Origin of the sequence: Rhizobium binxianense, from assembly GCF_028994275.1 — a bacterium.
Lineage (GTDB): Bacteria > Pseudomonadota > Alphaproteobacteria > Rhizobiales > Rhizobiaceae > Rhizobium > Rhizobium binxianense.
The window spans coordinates 1658813-1679904 of the sequence record NZ_CP118713.1 but is presented as its reverse complement, the minus strand read 5'-3'; the positions used below and the strand labels follow the sequence as shown (position 1 = coordinate 1679904).

The following is a 21092-nucleotide window of genomic DNA, read 5'->3' as shown; positions in this document are numbered from 1 at the left end:
GGTGGCGCGTACCATAGGGAAGAAACATGACCACAGCAATGCCATAATTGCATGGCTCGTATTCGGCGCTAAATTATTGATAAAACAGAGAAAAATACAATTAACTCAATTCAGGTTAATTGGAATAATGATTGAATATGACGATCTCGTCGGCGCGCGACATATTGAGCTGATAGCGCGCTTTTTCGTCCAGCATATCCTTGTCGAGCGAACCGTCACTCAGCAGCGCGACCTGATTTTCCAGATGTTCGCGCTTCGCCTTCAAGATCGCAAGCTCTTTTTCGCGCGCGACACGCTGATGCTCGAACGTCTCCGTCGCGCGCAGGCCGTAATCGCCATGAATGCAATGATAACCGAAATAGGAAAGGAAGGCGACCGTCATGGCCGGAATGACGAAGCGGCCGAGCTTTCTCTTCTTATGATGCTTTGTCCACATACACGCATGCTCTTGAACGCATTACCAATTCGTTCAATCTACCGCGCAGAGATTAACCGTTCGTTGACTCTAAAGAAGCGCAACAAAAAACCCGCGCCGGGAGGGCGCGGGTCGAGCATTGCCAATCAGATCCGATCAGCCGCGGATGATCGAACGGCCGGCATACTGAGCCTGGGGGCCGAGACCTTCTTCGATGCGGATCAGTTGGTTGTACTTGGCAAGGCGGTCGGAACGCGACAGCGAGCCGGTCTTGATCTGACCGCAGTTGGTGGCGACCGCGAGATCGGCGATGGTCGAATCTTCGGTTTCACCGGAGCGGTGCGACATGACGGCGGTGTAGGCTGCCTTGTGCGCCGTGTTGACGGCGTCGAGGGTCTCCGTCAGCGAGCCGATCTGGTTGACCTTGACGAGGATCGAATTGGCGACGCCCATGCGGATGCCGTCGCGAAGACGGGCGGAATTGGTGACGAAGAGATCGTCGCCGACGAGCTGGGTCTTCTTGCCGGCCAGGTCGGTCAGCGTCTTCCAGCCGTCCCAGTCGTCTTCGGCCATGCCGTCCTCGATCGAGATGATCGGATATTTGGCGGCGAGTTCGGCCAGATATTCGGCCATGGCGCCCGATTCGAGCGTGCGGCCTTCACCTTCGAGAACGTATTTGCCGTCCTTGAAGAATTCCGTCGAGGCGCAATCGAGGCCGAGGTAGATGTCCTCACCCGGCCTGTAGCCGGCTTTCTCGACCGACTTGACGATGAAGTCGAGGGCTTCCGAAGCGCTCTTCAGGCCCGGTGCGAAACCGCCTTCGTCGCCGACATTGGTGTTGTGGCCCTGTGCGGCAAGTTCCTTGCGGAGCGTATGGAAGACTTCCGAGCCCATGCGCACGGCTTCGGCGATCGTGTCGGCGCCGACCGGCAGGATCATGAACTCCTGGAAATCGATCGGGTTGTCGGCATGGGCGCCGCCGTTGATGATGTTCATCATCGGCACCGGCAGGAGGCTGGCGGAAGCGCCGCCGACATAACGGTAAAGCGGCAGGCCGGAGGCCTGGGCGGCAGCCTTGGCGACGGCGAGCGAGACGCCGAGGATGGCGTTGGCGCCGAGGCGCGACTTGTTCGGCGTGCCGTCCAGCTCGATCATGATGTTGTCGATCTGGATCTGGTTTTCGGCGTCGATGCCGCCGATCGCGTCGAAGATCTCGGTGTTGGCGGCATCGACCGCCTTCTGGACGCCCTTGCCGAGGTAGCGCTTGCCGCCGTCGCGCAGCTCGACCGCCTCATGTGCGCCCGTCGAGGCGCCCGAGGGAACGGCCGCGCGGCCCATGCTGCCGTCTTCGAGATAGACATCGACTTCGACGGTGGGGTTGCCACGGCTATCGAGAATCTCGCGGGCGATGATATCGGTGATTGCAGTCATGGGTTCTTCCTGCTCGGTGGGTGATAAGTCGTTCGAAGCCTGTCATAATCGAAGGCGTGCAAATTACAATGGCGCAGTTTTCCGCCTTCGAACCAGCTTGTCCGATCTCGCCTACAGCACGATCATGTCAGGCTGTTGAACGTCAGGCCTTGGCGACCGCGTCGAAGGCGAGCAGCTTTTCCAGAAGCCGCGGCATGTCCTTGAGATAGACCATGTTCGGGCCATCGGAAGGCGCATTGTCCGGGTCCTGATGGGTTTCGACGAAGACGCCGGCAATGCCGGTCGCTACCGCTGCACGCGCCAGCGTTTCCACGAATTCCCGTTGACCGCCGGAGGAATCCCCCTGCCCGCCCGGCTGCGCCACGGAATGTGTGGCATCGAAAACAACGGGGGCGCCCATCGCTGCCATGATCGGCAACGAACGCATATCGGAAACCAGAGTGTTGTAACCGAAGGAGGCGCCGCGCTCGCACAGCAGCACGTTCGGATTGCCGCTGGCGTTGAGCTTCTTCAGGACGTTCTTCATATCCCAGGGAGCGAGGAACTGGCCCTTCTTGACGTTGACGACGCGGCCGGTCTTGGCGGCGGCGATGAGAAGATCGGTCTGGCGGCAGAGAAAGGCTGGAATCTGCAGCACATCGATCACCTCTGCCACTTCGGCGCATTGCTCGGCGGTATGGACATCGGTCAGGACGGGAAAGCCGAATTCCTTCTTCAGGTCGGCAAAGACCTCCATACCCTTTTCAATCCCGATGCCGCGTTCGGCCGAAAGCGAAGTGCGGTTCGCCTTGTCGAACGAGCTCTTATAGACGAGGCCGATGCCGAGCTTTTCGCAAAGCTCCTTCAGCGTGCCGGCGACCATGAAGGCGTGGTCGCGGCTCTCCATCTGGCAGGGGCCGGCAATCAGCGACAGGCGGCCGGCATTTGAAAAGGTGACCTGGCCCTGGCCTTCGCCGATCTTGACTTCGGAATTCGTATCGGTGCTCATCGTGTTTCCTCGAAGGCGAAGAGCGTGCCCTGCCCGGGCGCGGGCTTCACCAGAATGCGATTGTTCTTGCGCGTATACGTCACTCCGTTAGCAGCCAAATGCGCTTCTGTCACGGCAAGATCGGCGACAGCAAAGAGGATTGCCCGGCCGCGCAGGCCGCGGTCGGCGGATGAGACGGCGATCTCGAAATAGGCCTCCAGCCCTTCCGGCGTCATCAGGCTGATTCTCGCATTCGACGCGGCGATATTGACGCCGAAACCGGTTTTCTCGATTGCCGGCTGCGCCGCGACGAGGCTGACGAAGGCGCCGAATGCGGCGGCATCAGGCGCGCAAAGCGCAACCTCGGTTATGCCGATGACGCCATTGGCATGTTTCTCCAGCGCACCACGGTCAGCCGGGAGCGGGTTGATGCGCTGACAGGTGAAGAGGAAGAAATCAGGCGCCCGCAGATCGCTGGCGAAAGCCAATTTGAAGCTGCCGACGCTCTCGGAACCATCCGGCATCATCATCGGCCGGCTGAACTCCAGCATCTCGCCGGCGCTCGATCCCTTGCTGGCGAAATTCTTATGATCACGGGCAGAATCTTCGGTGGCGAAGACGATTGCCGAAAGCCCCTCCTCGCCGCAGCGGAAACGGAAAGCCTGGTTGCGGGCGGTGAAGACATTGCCTTGCCGCGCCGACGTCTCGCTCTCGGCGATGCTCGCAACCCCGAGCGGCTCCAGATAGGTCTTGTCGGCAAAAAAGACGCAGGCATTTTCCGTTCCGAAGGGATGGCGCGCCTCGGCGGCAACGGTAAAGCCGAGCTTGCCGAGCCTTTCGCGCGCCAGATCGATATTGACGACGGGCAGCACGACGTGATCCAGCGGATGCGGTTTGGCGGAATGCGCGTTCATGATATCCCCTCTCGTGGCAAAGCAGAGATGTGTGAGAGTGCCACCCAAGGCAAGACTTGTCCGCCAATCCGGCGAACGAAAATAAAAATCTCAACGAGTTGGCGGCAAGTTTTACGGAAATTTAGCCACTTGCGGAACACATATGGAACATATAGTGTCTGTTCTGGATTTGTTTCAATCAGGGGTCTGACGTCGATGCTCACGCGCAAACAACAGGAGCTTCTCCTTTTCATTCATGAGCGCATGAAGGAGTCCGGCGTTCCGCCGTCTTTCGACGAAATGAAGGATGCCCTCGATCTTGCCTCGAAGTCCGGCATTCATCGCCTGATTACAGCGCTCGAAGAACGCGGCTTCATTCGCCGCCTACCGAACCGGGCCCGGGCACTCGAGGTCATCAAGCTTCCGGAGGCCTACAGCCCCAGCATCCAGCCACGGCGGGGCTTTTCGCCGAGCGTCATCGAAGGCAGCCTCGGCAAGCCCCAGCCGGTCGCCGCTCCCGCTCCTGCCAAACCTGTCGCCGATAACGGCAACTCGGTCTCCGTGCCTGTTATGGGCCGGATCGCCGCCGGCGTGCCGATCTCGGCGATCCAGAACAATACCCACGACATCGTCGTTCCCGCCGACATGCTCGGCTCCGGTGAACATTATGCGCTCGAGGTCAAGGGCGATTCGATGATCGATGCCGGCATCTTCGACGGCGACACCGTGATCATCCGCAACGGCAGCACCGCAAGTCCCGGCGACATCGTCGTTGCCCTCGTCGATGACGAGGAAGCGACGCTGAAGCGCTTCCGCCGCAAAGGCGCCTCGATCGCGCTGGAGGCCGCCAACCCGGCATACGAGACCCGGATCTTCGGGCCGGACCGCGTCAAGGTACAGGGCAAGCTCGTCGGCCTCATTCGCCGCTATCACTGACACCAGACAGGCCGGATTCGGCAAAACTGTTGCTGCGCCAGTCATAGGCGCGATGGCGCATCCATGGCCGCGACAGGGTCTCGAATGCGCTCACGACCTCCAGGCCGGCATCGGTGAAGCGCAACTCCACGGAGCCTGTCCTGCGCAGCGTCTCGCCGGTAAAGAGCGTCCCACCAGAGCGGCAGCTGTTGAAACGCAGGCGGACCGATGTCACGACGATATCGGCCGCATCGCAGGCCGGACCGAGATAGGCGGCATTGTCGATGACGGTGACGATATGGCCATTGCCGAGCCTTGATGTGCACCAGGCCTTCTTGACGCAGGAAAAACGGTTTGCGTCGCCGCCCGCGGCCGCCGCCTGCATCGCCGTCCTCGCTTCGTTCTGCTGATCGCGGGAGAGCCTGACGCGGCGGTCTTCTCCTTCCGGCGGGATAGCGGGACCATCCAGCATCTTCGGCGCTGCATGCGTCGGCAGGACCAGCGCTCGCTGCCACTGGTCGAAGATGAAATCCGGCGGGTTTTCACGGTTGGAAGCGATCGCCGCGACCGCGACGACCGCAACCAGACTACCATCCTCCGAAATCACCAGGTCCGGCGGCCGGGGAACCGGCAGAAGCAGCAGGATAAGAGTCGCGACTGATATGATCGATGTGCCGACATGGCGCAGCCGGGTGCGCAGCAGCGTCAGCAGCAGAAAGCCTGCCACGGCAACAGCGAAATACCAGGCGGGCAAGCGGCCGATGCCGATATCACCGCCCCAGCCGGACACCGTCTTGGCGACCGCAATCACCAGATCGAGGCCGAATCCGACCACCTCCCAGAGGGGAGCGTCCAGACCGAAAGGCATGAGCAACATCGCCAGCAGCCCGGCCGGCATGACGATGAAGGAAATGATCGGCATCGTCGCGAGGTTTGCCGGCAGGCCGTAAGCGGTCAGGCGATGAAAATGCTCGATCGAAAACAGCGCGGTGGAAAAACCGCCGATCAGCGAGGTCAGAAAGACGCCGCCGAAGAAACCGGCGACGGCGACCACCGGCCTGACGATCGGCAGTTTCAGCAAGGCGTTTTCCCGGACACGCCGATCCTTCCACAGCTGATAACCCGATACCAAAGCCAATGTCGCGGCAAAGGACATTTGAAAGCTCGGGCCCAAGACTTCGGAGGGTGAAATGGCGATGATGACCAACGCGGAGAGAACGACATTGCGCAGGCTGATCGATGGCCGATCGAAGAACACGGCAACCAGCATGATGGCCATCATGATAAAGGCGCGTTCGGCCGAGACCCCGAAACCGGAGATCAGGAAATAGGCGGTGACGGCGATGAGCGCGCCGGCGGCGGCGATCTTCTTGGTCGGATAGGCCTGGGCGACGCCGGGAAAGAGGCTGAGCAGCATCCGGAAACCGACGAAGAAGATGCCGGCCGACAACGCCATATTGAGGCCCGAGATCGCAACGATATGGGCAAGGCCGGACTGGCGCAGCGCCTCCGTCGTCGCATTCGAGATGGCGCGCCGCTCATCCGTCACCAGAGCAGCGGCAAAAGCGCCCGTGTCGCCGGGCAGGATCGATCGTATGCGGTCGCCGATGCCGCTGCGCAGCCGGTAGAGCCATTCGAGCAGAGCGTCCGACGTCGACCTGGCAGCCTGCGGGCCTGCCTGCACGTCGACTTTCTCCGGCGCGCCATAGAAGAAACCATTGGCGCCGATGCCATCGAAATAAGCACCGAATGAGAAGTCGTTGAGCGCAGGAAGTGCGGGGCCTGCCGGTGGCGTCAGCCGTGCCCTGCCGGTGATAATGTCGCCGATCTCGAAAGGCGCGTCGGCGCCACGGACGATTGCGGTTATGCGTCCCGGCGGCCGCTTCAACTCCGGCGCCTCCGTGCCCGCGACGGCAAGAATGTAGCGCCAGCGCCCGCGGCCGTCGCCTTCCCGCCGTTCGACACGGCCCGTCACCGTCGTCGTCACGGATGAATCGAGGATGACGGTCGAAGCCCGCCAGCTCTCGAACTCAGCCGAGAGCATGCCGCAGGCGAAAAGTGCAAACGCAGCGAACGTCGCCCGCAATGCCGGCCGGCTGCGGCCGGTCAGGAAAACCGCGGCCGCCGGCACCAGCAGGCAAAGCAGCGATGCAACGAGGGGAAAATCCGATGCGGCGAGAAACCAGACGGCCGAGCCGGCGCCGAGGAAGACCGGCGAGAACAGCAGCAGACGGCCATGATCGGCTTCCTCGGCCAGCATGCAGGCCCCGGCACGCAGCGATTGCATGGCTGCGGCCGGCAGCCGGTGGCGCAACGGCACTGCCGACTGTGTCCTTGCCGGTCGCGTCACCACGACAGACGCAGCAAAATCCGGCTGATCGGCGAGGCCGGTGCCCGCTTCCGGCCGCAATTCGACTGTCGTCAATTCCTGCATATGCCGCCCAAGGTCACCCGCACTGGCGGCCAGAATGCAACCTTCAATCAAAACGAGCAAGAATAATCGATTGAAATATGAGGGGAAATCGCGAGCGCCAAAAGACCAGTCGAATCATTGGCTTCCGCTATGCGTGCGGCTCATCGCTGCAGTGCCTAAAAGGTGATGCCGCAATGCACAAAATGCCATCGGGGTAACTTGGCATTAGCTTCGCGATCATATAGCTATCGGTGAGGACGCTTAACCCCTATGGCGCTTTTGTGGCGCCACCGCCAGTTCGGAGGATCAGCATGACGGATCAAAGCGCAACAATAAAAATCGGTGACAAATCAGTCGACCTCGCTGTCAAAAGCGGCACGATCGGCCCGAGCGTCATCGATATCGGTGCTCTCTACAAGAACACCGCTTCCTTCACCTACGATCCGGGTTTTACCTCGACCGCATCCTGTGAATCCAAAATCACCTATATCGACGGCGACGAGGGTGTGCTGCTGCATCGCGGCTATCCGATCGAGCAGTTGGCCGAGCATGGCGACTTCCTCGAGGTCTGCTACCTGCTTCTCTACGGCGAACTGCCGACCACCGCGCAGAAGAAGGATTTCGATTATCGCGTCACGCACCACACCATGGTGCACGAGCAGATGAGCCGCTTCTTTACCGGCTTCCGCCGTGATGCGCATCCGATGGCCGTCATGTGCGGCTGTGTCGGCGCGCTGTCGGCCTTCTATCACGACTCCACCGACATCACCGATCCGCACCAGCGCATGGTCGCCAGCCTGCGCATGATCGCCAAGATGCCGACGCTCGCCGCCATGGCCTACAAGTACCATATCGGCCAGCCCTTCGTTTACCCGAAGAACGATCTCGACTACGCCTCGAACTTCCTGCGCATGTGCTTTGCCGTGCCCTGCGAGGAATATGTGGTCAATCCGGTGCTTGCCCGCGCCATGGATCGTATCTTCATCCTGCATGCCGACCACGAGCAGAACGCCTCGACCTCGACCGTCCGGCTCGCCGGCTCGTCGGGCGCCAACCCGTTCGCCTGCATCGCCGCCGGCATCGCCTGCCTCTGGGGCCCCGCCCATGGCGGCGCCAACGAAGCGGCGCTCAACATGCTTTCGGAAATCGGCTCGGTCGACCACATTCCGGAATATATCGCCCGCGCCAAGGACAAGAACGATCCGTTCCGCCTGATGGGCTTCGGTCACCGCGTCTACAAGAACTATGATCCGCGCGCCAAGATCATGCAGAAGACGACGCATGAAGTGCTCGGCGAACTCGGCATCAAGGACGATCCGTTGCTCGAAGTGGCGATGGAGCTGGAGCGCATCGCGCTCACCGACGAATATTTCATCGAGAAGAAGCTCTATCCGAATATCGACTTCTATTCCGGTATCACGCTGAAGGCGCTGGGCTTCCCCACGACCATGTTCACCGTGCTGTTCGCGCTCGCCCGCACCGTCGGCTGGATCGCCCAGTGGAACGAGATGATCGAAGATCCGGAACAGCGCATCGGCCGTCCGCGCCAGCTCTATGTCGGCGAACCGAAGCGCGATTACGTGCCGGTTTCGAAACGCTGATTGCTTCGAACTCCAAAAGAAAACCCGGTCAGGAATGGCCGGGTTTTTTGTTGGCTAAAACAGCGAGCACGATCTGCGCCGAATGCTCACCAGGCGGTATTTCCGTCTGCATTCGCTGCCAGATAAGTTCGTAGCCTTCCTTCATTGCCTTGAGCTGGTAGGTGTCGGCCGACAGCCTTTCCATCCAGCGCGCAAGGCTTGCGCCGCGAACGACGTCGTTCAGATATTCCGGCACAACCGGGTAATCCGCGATCAGGTTCGGCAGTGCGCCGGTCCAGGTCTTGATGCGCCCTGTCAGCATGCGCATGATCCAGTCGACCTTGTAGGCGGAGACGACGGGAACGTCGGCAAGTGCAAGTTCAAGAATAACGGTTCCGGACGCCGCCATGGCTGCATCGGCCGCAGTGAAGGCTTTCCATTTCGCTTCCGCCCCGACAACGATCTCCGGCTTTAGCGCCCATCCCGCCGTCATTTCGCGGACAAGCGCCTCTTTGTGCGTCACCGTCGGCAGAATGAAACGGGTCGGCCCGTTGCGCGCGACAAGCTCCTTCGTTGCCGCTTCAAAATAAGGCAGGAGATTCTTGATCTCAGAGGAACGCGATCCGGGAAGAAGAAGGATCGTGCCGTTGCCGGGCTGCCGGCCGGCGCGCGCGCTTCGGGTTTGCAGCAACGCGGGGTCGGCCGTCAGGCGATGCCCGACATAGGTCGTCGGCGGCCCGCCGAGCGCGCGCATCGTTGCCGGCTCGAAGGGGAGAACGGCGAGTACGTGATCGACATAGGCGAGCATGCGCGTGGCGCGATATTCCTTCCAGGCCCACACACTCGGACAGACATAATTGACGACAGGCAGATCGGGCAGCGCGGTGCGGACCCGCTTTGCGACGCGATGGGTGAAATCCGGGCTGTCGATAATCAGCAGAATGTCAGGCCTTGCAGCGATGATGGCAGCGGTCGTCTGGCGGATCAGCGTATAGAGCTTCGGCAGCCGGCTCAGCACCTGGGTGATGCCCATGATCGAAAGCTCGGAAAAATCGAACAGGGATGTCAGGCCCTCGGCCTGCAGCCCCTCGCCGCCGACGCCGACGAGTTCCACCGGCCCGCCGTGAATCCGCTTCAGGGCAGCGATGAGATCGGCGCCGAGCAGATCACCCGACACCTCGCCGGCAATGACGGCGATTTTCAGCGGCGACCCATTCATTCGAGCCCCCATGTCGGCAGGCCGCGATCGATACCGCAGACAAAAAGACCGGACTCATCGGCGGCCTTGATGACGGCGGCGCGATCGAGCACCAGCGCGCGGCCGGCCTCGACGGCGACGCCGGCAAGGCCGGCATTCGCAGCGTTCAGAATCGTGGAAACGCCGATCGCCGGCAGGTCGGCGCGGATATCCTGTTGCGGCTTGCAGAGCTTGACGAGCGCGCCGCGCCGCCGCGGCGAGATGCGCCCGGCAGCCCTGAGACCCGCGACACGGTCCAGCATCTCATCCGTGCCCTCAAGACCCTCGAGTGCCACGACCCGTCCGCCGATGCTGATAGCACCCTGCCCGACGTCGAGCCGGCCGAGCATGTCCGCGGCTTCGGCGGCCCGGCTGATATCGCGCCGATCTTCCTCGCCGGGCACGACCGCGCCAAGCGGGCCGACGGAGGCCAGCAGGTCGGGGGCGATTTCATGGGCGCCGACGACGCGGCGGCCGTTTCCCTCGATCAGCCGGATCACCATCTGCAGAACCGTGTCGTCGCCGCCGGAGAGCAGCGTGCGGATGGCGGCCGGCACCTTCATCAGGATGCGCAGCGTCGGGCGCACCTCGCGCCATTCCGGCCGGCGGCGCACGCTGCCCGACATCACGACACGGCCGACGCCATAACGGTTGAAGAGCCCATCGAGGGCGGCGAAATCGCCGATGCCGATGACGGCATGGTCATAACCCTCCCAGCGCCGGTCGCTTTCATCCTTCAGCGCGACAATGACGGGATTTTCACCCGCCGCGCGCGCGGCTTCGGCGACATAGGAAGGCAGAAGACCGCCGCCGGCAATGATCGCCAGCCGCCCCGCAGCGGTTTCGCCTGATAAAACCACGGATTAGCCCTTCTGCCCCCGGGTCGGCGAGGACAAGGCGCGGTCGCTGTCGGCGGCGATGAAATCGAGGATGTGGACCACCTGCTCGCAATCGGCATATTCGTCACGGATGGCGGCGGCGTTTTCGCGGATCGAGGCCGTTCCTTCGAAGATCGATTTATAGGCGCGGCGCACCCTGTGGATGACGGCGCGGTCGACGCCGGCCCGCGTCATGCCGACGACATTGAGACCGCCCAGCAGCCCGGGATTGCCGTTCAGCATGCCATAGGGAATGACGTCGTAACTCACCGCCGAAAGCCCGCCGACGAAGGCCTGACGGCCGACGCGGGTGAACTGGTGAACGGCCGAGCCGCCGCCCAGGATGACGCGATCCTCGATGACGACATGGCCGGCGAGCATGACGTTGTTCGACATGATCACGTGGTTGCCGACCCTGCAGTCATGCGCGACATGGGAATTGGCCAGGAAGAGGTTGTTGTCGCCGACGATCGTCTGGCCGCCGAAATCGGCCGTGCCGGTGTTCATCGTCACACCCTCGCGGATCGTGCAATTGGCGCCGACCGTCAGCGTCGTCTCCTCGCCGCCGTGATGCACGCTCTGGGGATCACCGCCGACGACGGCCATAGGGAAGATGCGTGTGCCCTTGCCGATCACGGTGCGGCCGGTGACGACCGCATGCGCCAGGAGCTCGACATTCGCATGGAGCACGACATGCGGGCCGACATAGCAGAAGGGACCGATCTTGACGCCCTCACCGACAACAGCGCCGTCTTCGACGACAGCCATCGGATGAATATGGGCGCTTTCGGCGATATTGCTCATGCCTGATCCTTACGAACGATCATCGCGCCGATATCGGCCTCGGCGACAAGCGCGCCGTCAACCTTGGCGTCGCAATGGAATTTCCAGATATTGCCGCGCTGCTTATGCTTCTTGACATGGAATTCGACGCGATCGCCGGGCAGGACGGGCTTGCGAAAACGCGCATTCTCGATGGTCATGAAATAGACGAGGTTGCCGGGCTGACCTTCCTTCTTGGCACAGATCGCACCCGCGGTCTGCGCCATGCCCTCGATCAAGAGCACACCAGGCATGATCGGAGCTTCCGGAAAATGGCCGGTGAAATGCGGCTCGTTCACCGTGACATTCTTGATGCCGATCGCGCTGTTGTCGCCATCGATCTCGATGATCTTGTCGACCATGAGAAACGGATACCGATGCGGCAGCAGCTTCATGATCTCGATGATGTCAGCCGAAGAAAGCGTTGTCGTGGCTTCCTCAGTCATTTTCCTTGCCTCCAGGGTTCCTTCCGCGCAGCTTGCTTTTCGACACCTGCTGTGCGGCCTCTCTCAGATAGTCTTTTAGCGGACGTGCTGGGACGCCGCCATATTGTCCGCCGGCTGGAAGGTCGGTCATGATACCGCTTTTGGCGGCAATCTGCACGCCGTCGCCGATCGTCACATGCCCCTTGATGCCGACCTGGCCGCCGATCTGCACGCCATTGCCGATCTTCGTGCTGCCGGCGATGCCGACTTGCGCAACGATGGCGCAATGGCGACCGATCTGGACATTGTGGCCAATCTGCACCTGGTTGTCGATCTTGGTGCCTTCGCCGATGACGGTATCGTCCATGGCGCCGCGGTCGATCGTGGTGTTGGCGCCGATCTCGACTTTGTCCTGGATGATCACACGGCCGATCTGGACGATCTTGATCATGCCGCGCGGACCCGGTGCATAACCGAAACCATCCTGGCCGATGCGCACGCCGTTGTGGATGATGACACCGTTGCCGATCAGGGCGCAGAGAACGCTCGCACCGGCTGCGATCGAACAATCCCGGCCGATCTTGACGCCTGGACCGATAAGGCTGTGTGCGCCGATCCGCGTCCCTTCACCGATCTCGGCATGCGGACCGATGACCGCCATCGGCTCGACGATCACGCCCTTTTCGAGTTTGGCGCTCGGGTCGATCACAGCGCTGGGTGCGATTTCGCCTTCGCCTGAGGAAAAAACGACCGGGCGCAATGCCGCGGGATAGAGCAGACCGCCCGCCATCGCGAAGGCCGCATGCGGATTGGACGACAGGATGACCGGGATATGCTCGGGGACGAGATCGGCGAGCGCCTTGTCGCAGATCACCGCCGAGGCTTCGCATGTCGCCAGTTCATCGCGGCTGCGGCGCGACAGGATATAACAGAGGTCGCCCGCGCGCGCCCGGTTGAGAGGGGCAACGGAGCTGACGACAACATCTGAATGGTCGGAATTGACGAGTTCCGCCCCAAGAAACTCTGCCAGCTCAGCAAGCTTCAGACCTTCATGGGGCAGAAAAAAAACGTTTTGCTCCATCGGCAATGCTCCAGAACGGAATTGAGTCTTACAGTTCCGGACTGCCGATATCAGAATTGGTTGTTGATGCCAAACTTGAAGTTCTGCGTCTTGTCGAAGTCTTCCTTGAGAACCGGGATCGCGTAATCCAGGCGCAATGAACCAAAGGGAGACTGCCAGACAACACCGAGACCGACGGAAGCGCGCAGAGAAGCGTCTTCGCCATCGATGCCGTCACCCCTCAGGTCAACGTCGTTGCCGAACAACGTACCCGCGTCGGCGAAGACCGCGCCGCGCAGGTTGAAGTCACGCGGGAAGCCCGGCATCGGGAAGGTCGCTTCGGCCGACGCCGTGAAATAAGTCGTACCACCCAGCGGATCGTCGTTGGTGCCGGAAACACGCGGGCCGATACCCTTGTTTTCGAAGCCGCGAATATCACCATTGCTGAGGGTGAACTGGTCGAAAACATTCAGGTGCTCCCCGAAGCCGACGACATAACCCGCCGAGGCCGAAACCGAGCCGATGATATCGGCATCGTCGGCGAGCAGGTGATAGTAACGGGCCTTGCCGTAGATCTTGTAGAACTGTGAGTCGCCGCCGAGGCCGGCTATTTCCTGCGTCGCCGTCGCATAGATGCCTTCGCGTGGCAGGACCGTATCGTCGAGGGTGTTATAGGTCAGCGTCTGCGAGATGGAAGAGCGCGTCCAAGGGCTGTCCTCGACGAGGTGCTGATACGGAGCGGACAGATCAGAAAGATCGTTATTGTCAGCGTCGTACTTCATCTGCTTGTAGTTATAGCGGAAGGTCGTCGCCAGATCCTCGGTGATCGGCGCGGTGACGCGCAGGACGACGCTGGTTTCCTCGTAATCGTAGTTGTCATTGCTCGACGTTTCGCTGTGGTTGACGTCGAAGCCCGCCGCCAGGCGGTAGCCAAGGAAATAAGGCTCGGTGAAGCTGACGCCGTAGGCGCGCGAACCTTCCTGACCGCCGCCAGCCGAAATGCGGATGTATTGACCGCGGCCGAGGAAGTTCTTTTCCTCGATCGAGGCTTCCAGCAGCAGACCATCGCCGCCGGCGGCATAACCCGCGCCGACACCAAACGAACCCGTGGACTGATCCTGCACGTCGACGACCACCACGACACGGTCCGGGGAGCTGCCCGGCTGGGTGGAGATATTGACGGAAGAGAAGTAACCGAGCGCTTCGAGGCGGCGCTTGGCCTTGGTGATCATCTGCTGGTTGAAGGCGTCGCCTTCGCTCATGTCGAATTCGCGGCGGATCACGTAGTCGCGCGTGCGGCTGTTGCCACGGATCTCGATGCGCTCGACATAGGCGCGCTCGCCCTGGTCGACCAGGTATTCGACACCGATCGTATTGTTGTTGAGGTCGCGGTTACCGCGCGGCGTGACGCGCGCAAAGGGATAACCGGCAGAAGCAACCTGATCGGAGATCGCTTCGATCGACTTCTGCACTTCCTTGGCGCTGTAGACGTGGCCTTCTTTCGTGCGCACGAGCGGCTGCAGCTGATCGGAGCCGACACCTTCGACTGTGGACTGAACAGTCACCGGTCCGAAGTCGTAACGCTGGCCCTCCTCGATGTTGAAGGTGAGCGTGTACTTGTTGGTCGCGTCGTCGAAGGTGGCATCGGAAGAGACGATGCGCATGTCAGCGTAACCGCGATTGTAATAGAACTGGCGCAGCGCTTCCTCGTCGGCATGCAGCTTGTCTTCGTTATAGACGTCCTTGCGGGTCAGGAACGACAGGAAGTTCGAACGCTTGGTGTTGATGACGGCAGCCAGGCGGCCGGCGCTGTAGGCATTGTTGCCGACGAAGTTGATCGAATCGATCTTGGTGCGGTCACCCTCGTTGATGACGAAGGCAAGGTTGACGCGGCCTTCGCCGAGCGGCACCACCTGCGTCGTCACTTCGACCTCGCTGCGGCCGGTGGCGGCATAAGCTTCCTTGATCGACTGGATGTCGGCCTGGATCTGGGTGTCGCTGTAGGGGCCGGCAGCGTGGGTCTGGACGATCGTCGCGAGCTTGTCGTCCTTGATCTTGCGGTTGCCGTTGAAGACGACCTGATTGACCAGCTGGGCTTCCTGGACGTTGACGACCAGCGTGCTGCCAGAGACCGAGATCTTGACGTCGGAGAAGTAACCCGTCCCGTAGAGCTGCTTGACCGAGGCATCGATATCGCTGTTGGAAAAACTCTTTCCGGGAGCGATGGTAAGGTTCGATCGGACGGCTTCCGCGCCGACACGGCTTGCACCGCGCACATCGATGCGCTGGATAACCGCGGCCTCAGCGGCCGTAGCGGAAACGAACGTCAAAGCACCTGCGCCCGAAGCAACAACACTAGCAGACAGCGCAACCGCCGATACTGCGTTCAAAAACTTTGAACCAGCCTTCATTTCACCTATTACCTTTGTTTCCCTCGTCCCCGTTGCCGGGAGAACCCGATTCCGGTCACGTGTGTCGTTTTACCCGCTTTTGACATACAAGCAAGCGAGGCCGTTAATTTCTGTTTACTTCATTTGCAAGCGTGACCCATTCGCCACTACAGCCTTGAAACATCGTAAATAAATAGTAATTCCCATGCCTTGCTCGTTTACCCTATCCACGAGCCGATGTCGTTCCAGGTCGTGAAAACCATCAATGTCAGTATCATCGCCAGGCCGATGCGAAATGCAATTTCCTGGGCCGCCGAGCCCAATGGTTTCCCCCTCACCGCCTCCACCGCATAGAACATCAGATGGCCGCCATCAAGTACCGGGACCGGCATCAGGTTAAGCAATCCTATCGAAACCGACAGCATGGCGGCAAGCTGCAACACTGCGCCTATACCAAGCGTCGCCATCTGGCCCGAAGCTTGCGCCACGCGTATCGGTCCACCCAGTTGATCGGCCCGCATCGTTCCGGCGAAGATGTTGCCGATATATTTGAAGGTGCCGGTGACGATATCCCGGGTCTGGATTACGCCCTCACGCAGCGCCTGGAGCGGCGTATAGGTTTGCAGGCGGAAATTGCCGGCCTGCTGGTTGGTGACGATGCCGATCTGGCCGAGCTCGATCTTGTTGCCGAACTGGTCCGTCTGGTCGACGCGCTCGGGCACCATCGGCAAGTCGAGCTTCTGGCCGGCGCGCTCGATCGTCACGACGATCTTCTGGCTGGGGCGGATGCTGACATAGCGGCGCACGTCGTCGAAGGTCTCGACCTTGCTGCCGTCGATGGCGACCAGGAGATCGCCGGGAAGGACACCGGCGGCGGCAGCGGCGCCCTCCGGCTTGACCTCGGCGACAACAGGATCGGCGATCGTGCGACCATAGACAGAGAAAAGAATGGTGAAGATGGCGATCGCCAGCAGAAAATTGGCGATCGGGCCGGCCGCAACGGTTGCAGCGCGTTTCCACAGCTTGGCGCCGGCAAAGGAGCGCGCCCTGTCCTCCTCGGACATGGCGGCGATCCCCTCGCTGTCGGGCTTGCTCGAGGCATCCTCGTCACCGAAGAAACGGACGTAGCCGCCAAGCGGGATCACCGAAATCTTCCACCGCGTTCCATGGCGGTCGGTGAAGCCGAATAGTTCCGGGCCGAAACCGACGGAAAAAGCAAGGATGCGGATACCGCTCCAGCGCCCCACGAGGTAATGACCCATCTCATGCACGAAGACGAGCAGCGAGAGCACGAGGATGAAGGTGACGATATTCCCCATCAGGAATGCGTATATACCGGCCATCACGTCCATGAGTTCCTTCCGTCGGGCTGCCGCGTCATCAGAGTCCGAACAATGCCGCTCCGAGCGAGGTCATTTCGGCCCCCTTTATCAGGGAAAAAGCTCCAGCAAGCAAGAACGCCGAAAAACAGGCAAAAATCAGTCCGTCGACACGGTCCATGACACCGCCGTGACCCGGAATGAGACGGCTTGAATCCTTGACGCCGAATTTTCGCTTGATGAAGGATTCGAACAGATCTCCCGACTGGCTGCAGACCGAGAGAACGAGTGCTGCGCCGGCGGCGATGATTTCAGCGCCCGGAATGAGAAAGTGGATAAGAACGACGCCGGCTGCGACCGCCGAAACGGCACCGCCGATGGCGCCAGACCATGTTTTTCCCGGCGAGATCGAAGGGGCAAGCTTCGGCCCGCCAAGCGCCCTGCCGACGAAATAAGCCAGGATGTCGGTTGCCCAGACGACGGCAAAGACGAAGAGCATGGCGTAAAGACCGGGCCGGTCATCGCTTCTGATCGCGGCGAGCGCCAGCCCGGTGGCGCCGGCATAAAACAGGCCCACCGGCAACCAGCGGCTGGTGCCGTGCAGGATGATCAGCGCTATGCCGACGGCAGTGACGCCGACCACCATACCGGCGGCGAATTCGAAATGGCCGACAAGCACCAGGGAGGCGATCGCCGCCTGGCCGATCCAGCCGACAGCGTTGGCGACCCAATCACGCGCGATGCCGGTTATTTTCGACCACTCATAATAGATCAACAGGCCGATCACGGCAGCCAGGATGCGGAAGGTAAACCCGCCATACCAGGTGGCAACAAGAACGATGACCGCCAGAATCAGTCCTGAAACGATGCGGAGCTTCAATTCCCTCTGCATCAGGTGCCGACCGCGGCAGCCTGCGACGACAGGCCGCCGAAGCGCCGGTCGCGAGAGGCGAATTTCTCGAGCGCCTGGCGGAAGATCTCGGGGCTGAAATCCGGCCAGTATTCCGGAAGGAAGATGAATTCCGAATAGGCGGCCTGCCAGAGCAGGAAGTTCGACAGCCGCTCCTCGCCGCTGGTGCGGATGATCAGATCCGGATCGGGAATACCCGCCGTGTCGAGACGGGCGTCGATCAATGCGGGGGTGATGTCCTGGGCCCGCAGGCGGCCTGCCTCGACGTCCCTCGCCAGGCTCGCCACAGCCCGGGAGATCTCGTCGCGCGAACCGTAGTTGAAGGCGATGACCAGCGTCAGCGCCGTATTGTCCTTGGTCGTTTCCTCAGCCTCGAGCAACAGGCCGAGAATGTCGCTGCGCAGGCTGTGGCGGTCGCCGATCACCTTGATGCGCACGTTCTGGCGATGAAGCTCGGCAAGGTCACGCCGGATGAAAGCCTTGAGCAGACCGAGCAGATCGGAAACCTCGGCCTCCGGCCGGCGCCAGTTCTCAGAGGAGAAGGCAAAGAGGGTCAGATATTTTATGCCGACGGCACCTGCGGCGCGAACTGTCTCGCGGACCGCCTCAACGCCCTTGCGATGGCCCATCGTGCGCGGCAAGCCGCGCTGCTTGGCCCAACGGCCATTGCCGTCCATGATGATGGCAACATGCTCTGGCACAGTCACAAATACAGTTTCCGACATTTCCCGTCCGGTCTTTCCAGGCAAAGGCGCAGATCCGCTAGACCTGCATGATTTCCTTTTCCTTCTCGCCAAGCAAGCGGTCGATTTCGGAAATCGTCTCGTCCGTCATCTTCTGTACACGTTCCGACTGCGCCCTGCCCTCGTCCTGGCCGATTACGCCATCCTTTTCGGCCTTCTTAAGGCCGTCCATGCCATCGCGGCGAACATGCCGAATCGCGACCTTGCTCTTTTCCGCATAATCATGAGCGACCTTGACAAGCGACTTGCGGCGCTCCTCATTCAGCTCCGGCAGCGGAATACGCAGGTTCTGGCCGTCGACGATCGGGTTCAGGCCGAGATTGGATTCGCGGATGCCGCGCTCGACGGCGCTGACCATCGACTTGTCCCAGACGGAGACCGACAGCATGCGCGGCTCGGGGACGGTGATGTTGGCGACCTGGTTCAGCGGCATGCGCGAACCATAGGCCTCGATCGTGACCGGATCGAGAATGTTGGCCGAAGCACGGCCGGTGCGCAGCGACGCGATGTCGCTCTTGAATGCGGAAACCGCGCCGTCCATGCGGCGCTTCAGTTCCTTGATGTCGATACCTTCACTCATGTCGATGCTCCCGTATAAAGCGCGTCGCGATCTTTCAGATTCGCTTGCCGCGCTTTAAGTCCTGGTTCTACGCATGTCGTTTTCGCAAAACCGCTGCACACTTTTGCGCGACATGCTCTAGAGCATGATGCCGAAAAGTATCAGCGTCTTTCGAACGACATCATGCTCTAACTATTTAATGTAGAACATGATTCAGATTTTAGGCCAAGCGGGCCCAAGATCATCATGCTCCAGCGAGGGCTGCGCCTGATAAAGCGGCGCAGCTTATATCAGTTGTCTGAGACGATGGTCTTGAGGCCACCGCCCGTCAAGATTTCAGCAAAACCGCCTTTCTCGTGGATCGAGAAGACAATGATCGGAATGGAATTCTCCCTGGCGAGCGCGACGGCCGCAACGTCCATCACCGCCAGTCCCCTGTCCAGCACTTCCTGGTGGGTCAGGCGGTCGAGGCGGGTAGCATCGGGATATTTCTTCGGGTCGGCGGTGTAGATGCCGTCCACCTGCGTGCCCTTGAAGATCGCTTGCGCGCCCATTTCGGCAGCGCGCAGTGCGGCGGCGGAATCGGTGGTGAAGAAGGGGTTGCCGGTGCCACCGGCAAAGATCACCACGCGTCCCATCGACAAATGATAGAGGGTTGCGCGCTGCGAAAAGCTCTCGCAGATCTCCGGCATGGAGATGGCCGACAGCACCACCGTATCGATGTTCAGCTTGCGCAGCGAGGTCGCCAACGCCAGCGCATTGATGATGGTGCCGAGCATGCCCATGTGGTCGCCGGTGACCCGGTCGCCGCCCTTGGACGCAACCGCGACACCGCGGAAGATATTGCCGCCACCGACGACGACTCCGACTTCCACACCCATATGCCTTGCTTCGGCGATATCGGATGCAATGCGGTCCGCCACCGCGACATCGATGCCGAAACCCTGGCTACCCATGAGTGCTTCGCCGGAAGCCTTGAGTAGAACGCGTTTATAGACAGGCTCTAAAGACATCTTGGCTCCTCGTAAATTGCCGTGAATGCCCGATACACGAAGGGCATCGCGTTGTCACGCGATGCCCTTCTTGTTTTCCCAATTATGGCTGGAAGATCAACCCTTGACGGCAGCGGCGACTTCGGCTGCGAAATCGGTCTCTTCCTTTTCGACGCCTTCGCCGAGCAGCAGACGGGCCATGCCGGCGACTTCGATCGGTGCGCCAACAGCCTTTTCAGCGTCCTTGATGGCAGCTGCGACCGTCAGGTCCGGATTGATGACGAAAGCCTGCGAGAGAAGGGCGACTTCCTCGAAGAACTTGCGCATGCGGCCTTCAACCATCTTCTCGATAATGTTGTCGGGCTTGCCGGAAGCGCGCGACTGCTCGATGAAGACATTGCGCTCGCGCTCGGCGACGGCGGCATCGACTTCTTCCGGGCGGATCGCCAGCGGCGCGGTTGCAGCGATGTGCATGGCAACCTGGCGGCCGATCGCGTTCAGGGCTTCCTTGTCGCCGGTCGACTTCAGCGCGACGAGAACGCCGAGCTTGCCGAGGCCGTCGGAAACAGCATTGTGGATATAGGTGGCGACGACGCCGTTCTCGACGGAGAGAGCGACTGAACGGCGCAGGTTCATGTTCTCGCCGATCGTTGCGATCGCATCCTTGATCGTGTCGGAAACGGACTTGCCGGATGCCGGGTAGGTCGCAGCCGCAACGGCTTCGACGGTGCCGTCTGTGGAAACGGCGACCTTGGCGATGCCGCGGACGAGATCCTGGAAGGCATCGTTACGGGCGACGAAGTCGGTTTCGGAATTGACTTCGACGACGACGGCCTTGGTGCCCTGGCTCGCAACGCCGATGAGGCCTTCGGCGGCAGTGCGGCCGGACTTCTTGTCGGCCTTGGCGATGCCCTTGGCGCGCAGCCAGTCGATCGCCGCTTCCATGTCGCCACTGGTTTCGGCAAGAGCCTTCTTGCAGTCCATCATGCCTGCGCCGGTCTTTTCGCGCAGTTCCTTCACCATTGCAGCCGTAATCTCGCTCATTAGCTTCCTCTTGTCGGTTCAAACGGTGGACCGCAAAGCGCGGCTCGGCACCGGATTGAGGCACGAAATGTACCTGTATGTATGACAGCGTGATGAAGA

The 21092-nt window shown here is 61.0% G+C and carries 19 protein-coding genes; 2 read left to right on the top strand and 17 right to left on the bottom strand.

Features of this window, described 5'->3' with window-relative positions:
* Nucleotides 1-115 precede the first annotated feature (115 nt).
* The 4 genes from PO860_RS08380 to PO860_RS08365 form a co-directional block, all read right to left on the bottom strand.
* A complete protein-coding gene (locus tag PO860_RS08380) occupies nt 116-436 on the bottom strand; it encodes an FtsB family cell division protein (RefSeq protein WP_011425208.1) in 321 nt (106 codons plus the stop codon).
* A 135-nt stretch (nt 437-571) separates the two neighbouring features.
* Nucleotides 572-1846: a phosphopyruvate hydratase gene (eno, locus tag PO860_RS08375; RefSeq protein ID WP_183607447.1), complete on the bottom strand. Its 1275-nt coding sequence runs from the start codon at nt 1844-1846 to the stop codon at nt 572-574.
* A 142-nt stretch (nt 1847-1988) separates the two neighbouring features.
* Nucleotides 1989-2834, bottom strand: a complete 846-nt coding sequence (kdsA, locus tag PO860_RS08370; RefSeq protein WP_183607448.1) for a 3-deoxy-8-phosphooctulonate synthase — start codon at nt 2832-2834, stop codon at nt 1989-1991.
* The gene (locus PO860_RS08365) at nt 2831-3727 is read right to left on the bottom strand and encodes a VOC family protein (protein ID WP_183607449.1); all 897 of its coding nucleotides are present in this window, start codon (nt 3725-3727) and stop codon (nt 2831-2833) included. Before PO860_RS08365 ends, kdsA begins: the two co-directional genes overlap by 4 nt.
* A gap of 195 nt (nt 3728-3922) precedes the next feature.
* On the opposite strand from PO860_RS08365, the gene lexA reads away from it, so the two are divergent.
* Nucleotides 3923-4642, top strand: a complete 720-nt coding sequence (gene lexA / locus PO860_RS08360) for a transcriptional repressor LexA (RefSeq protein WP_029873161.1) — start codon at nt 3923-3925, stop codon at nt 4640-4642.
* Here lexA and PO860_RS08355 read toward each other — a convergent pair.
* Nucleotides 4623-7055: a ComEC/Rec2 family competence protein gene (locus tag PO860_RS08355; protein ID WP_275038240.1), complete on the bottom strand. Its 2433-nt coding sequence runs from the start codon at nt 7053-7055 to the stop codon at nt 4623-4625. The two genes, lexA and PO860_RS08355, sit on opposite strands and share 20 nt — an antisense overlap.
* Before the next feature lie 290 nt (nt 7056-7345).
* On the opposite strand from PO860_RS08355, the gene gltA reads away from it, so the two are divergent.
* The gene (gltA, locus tag PO860_RS08350; protein ID WP_097618837.1) at nt 7346-8635 is read left to right on the top strand and encodes a citrate synthase; all 1290 of its coding nucleotides are present in this window, start codon (nt 7346-7348) and stop codon (nt 8633-8635) included.
* A gap of 28 nt (nt 8636-8663) precedes the next feature.
* Here gltA and lpxB read toward each other — a convergent pair whose 3' ends face one another.
* The 12 genes from lpxB to tsf form a co-directional block, all read right to left on the bottom strand.
* Nucleotides 8664-9833, bottom strand: a complete 1170-nt coding sequence (lpxB, locus tag PO860_RS08345; protein ID WP_183607451.1) for a lipid-A-disaccharide synthase — start codon at nt 9831-9833, stop codon at nt 8664-8666.
* Complete coding sequence (locus PO860_RS08340) at nt 9830-10711, bottom strand: LpxI family protein (RefSeq protein ID WP_183607452.1); 882 nt, start codon at nt 10709-10711, stop codon at nt 9830-9832. Before PO860_RS08340 ends, lpxB begins: the two co-directional genes overlap by 4 nt.
* 3 nt (nt 10712-10714) lie before the next feature.
* Complete coding sequence (lpxA, locus tag PO860_RS08335) at nt 10715-11533, bottom strand: acyl-ACP--UDP-N-acetylglucosamine O-acyltransferase (protein ID WP_183607453.1); 819 nt, start codon at nt 11531-11533, stop codon at nt 10715-10717.
* On the bottom strand, nt 11530-11997 hold the full coding sequence (gene fabZ / locus PO860_RS08330; protein WP_097618841.1) for a 3-hydroxyacyl-ACP dehydratase FabZ: 468 nt from the start codon (nt 11995-11997) through the stop codon (nt 11530-11532). The genes lpxA and fabZ overlap by 4 nt, the downstream gene beginning before the upstream one ends.
* Nucleotides 11990-13057 (bottom strand): UDP-3-O-(3-hydroxymyristoyl)glucosamine N-acyltransferase, encoded by a 1068-nt coding sequence (gene lpxD, locus PO860_RS08325; protein ID WP_183607454.1) that lies wholly within the window; start codon nt 13055-13057, stop codon nt 11990-11992. Before lpxD ends, fabZ begins: the two co-directional genes overlap by 8 nt.
* A gap of 50 nt (nt 13058-13107) precedes the next feature.
* The gene (bamA, locus tag PO860_RS08320; protein ID WP_183607455.1) at nt 13108-15447 is read right to left on the bottom strand and encodes an outer membrane protein assembly factor BamA; all 2340 of its coding nucleotides are present in this window, start codon (nt 15445-15447) and stop codon (nt 13108-13110) included.
* A gap of 197 nt (nt 15448-15644) precedes the next feature.
* Nucleotides 15645-16778, bottom strand: a complete 1134-nt coding sequence (rseP, locus tag PO860_RS08315; protein ID WP_183607456.1) for an RIP metalloprotease RseP — start codon at nt 16776-16778, stop codon at nt 15645-15647.
* 28 nt (nt 16779-16806) lie between these two features.
* Nucleotides 16807-17637 (bottom strand): phosphatidate cytidylyltransferase, encoded by an 831-nt coding sequence (locus PO860_RS08310; protein WP_183607457.1) that lies wholly within the window; start codon nt 17635-17637, stop codon nt 16807-16809.
* On the bottom strand, nt 17637-18380 hold the full coding sequence (locus PO860_RS08305) for an isoprenyl transferase (RefSeq protein ID WP_183607458.1): 744 nt from the start codon (nt 18378-18380) through the stop codon (nt 17637-17639). The genes PO860_RS08310 and PO860_RS08305 overlap by 1 nt, the downstream gene beginning before the upstream one ends.
* A 37-nt stretch (nt 18381-18417) precedes the next feature.
* Complete coding sequence (gene frr, locus PO860_RS08300) at nt 18418-18978, bottom strand: ribosome recycling factor (RefSeq protein ID WP_097625357.1); 561 nt, start codon at nt 18976-18978, stop codon at nt 18418-18420.
* 269 nt (nt 18979-19247) lie between these two features.
* Nucleotides 19248-19970, bottom strand: coding sequence for a UMP kinase (gene pyrH / locus PO860_RS08295; protein WP_003573378.1), 723 nt, complete (start codon nt 19968-19970; stop codon nt 19248-19250).
* A gap of 96 nt (nt 19971-20066) precedes the next feature.
* Nucleotides 20067-20993: a translation elongation factor Ts gene (tsf, locus tag PO860_RS08290; protein WP_275038239.1), complete on the bottom strand. Its 927-nt coding sequence runs from the start codon at nt 20991-20993 to the stop codon at nt 20067-20069.
* Nucleotides 20994-21092: the final 99 nt, after the last annotated feature.

Bases quoted from the DNA above. Each gene is read 5' to 3' on its own strand.
- PO860_RS08380 (WP_011425208.1), bottom strand. From the start codon at position 436: ATGTGGACAAAGCATCATAAGAAGAGAAAGCTCGGCCGCTTCGTCATT.
- eno (WP_183607447.1), bottom strand. From the start codon at position 1,846: ATGACTGCAATCACCGATATCATCGCCCGCGAGATTCTCGATAGCCGT.
- kdsA (WP_183607448.1), bottom strand. From the start codon at position 2,834: ATGAGCACCGATACGAATTCCGAAGTCAAGATCGGCGAAGGCCAGGGC.
- PO860_RS08365 (WP_183607449.1), bottom strand. From the start codon at position 3,727: ATGAACGCGCATTCCGCCAAACCGCATCCGCTGGATCACGTCGTGCTG.
- lexA (WP_029873161.1), top strand. From the start codon at position 3,923: ATGCTCACGCGCAAACAACAGGAGCTTCTCCTTTTCATTCATGAGCGC.
- PO860_RS08355 (WP_275038240.1), bottom strand. From the start codon at position 7,055: ATGCAGGAATTGACGACAGTCGAATTGCGGCCGGAAGCGGGCACCGGC.
- gltA (WP_097618837.1), top strand. From the start codon at position 7,346: ATGACGGATCAAAGCGCAACAATAAAAATCGGTGACAAATCAGTCGAC.
- lpxB (WP_183607451.1), bottom strand. From the start codon at position 9,833: ATGAATGGGTCGCCGCTGAAAATCGCCGTCATTGCCGGCGAGGTGTCG.
- lpxA (WP_183607453.1), bottom strand. From the start codon at position 11,533: ATGAGCAATATCGCCGAAAGCGCCCATATTCATCCGATGGCTGTCGTC.
- fabZ (WP_097618841.1), bottom strand. From the start codon at position 11,997: ATGACTGAGGAAGCCACGACAACGCTTTCTTCGGCTGACATCATCGAG.
- lpxD (WP_183607454.1), bottom strand. From the start codon at position 13,057: ATGGAGCAAAACGTTTTTTTTCTGCCCCATGAAGGTCTGAAGCTTGCT.
- bamA (WP_183607455.1), bottom strand. From the start codon at position 15,447: ATGAAGGCTGGTTCAAAGTTTTTGAACGCAGTATCGGCGGTTGCGCTG.
- rseP (WP_183607456.1), bottom strand. From the start codon at position 16,778: ATGGACGTGATGGCCGGTATATACGCATTCCTGATGGGGAATATCGTC.
- PO860_RS08310 (WP_183607457.1), bottom strand. From the start codon at position 17,637: ATGCAGAGGGAATTGAAGCTCCGCATCGTTTCAGGACTGATTCTGGCG.
- PO860_RS08305 (WP_183607458.1), bottom strand. From the start codon at position 18,380: ATGTCGGAAACTGTATTTGTGACTGTGCCAGAGCATGTTGCCATCATC.
- frr (WP_097625357.1), bottom strand. From the start codon at position 18,978: ATGAGTGAAGGTATCGACATCAAGGAACTGAAGCGCCGCATGGACGGC.
- pyrH (WP_003573378.1), bottom strand. From the start codon at position 19,970: ATGTCTTTAGAGCCTGTCTATAAACGCGTTCTACTCAAGGCTTCCGGC.
- tsf (WP_275038239.1), bottom strand. From the start codon at position 20,993: ATGAGCGAGATTACGGCTGCAATGGTGAAGGAACTGCGCGAAAAGACC.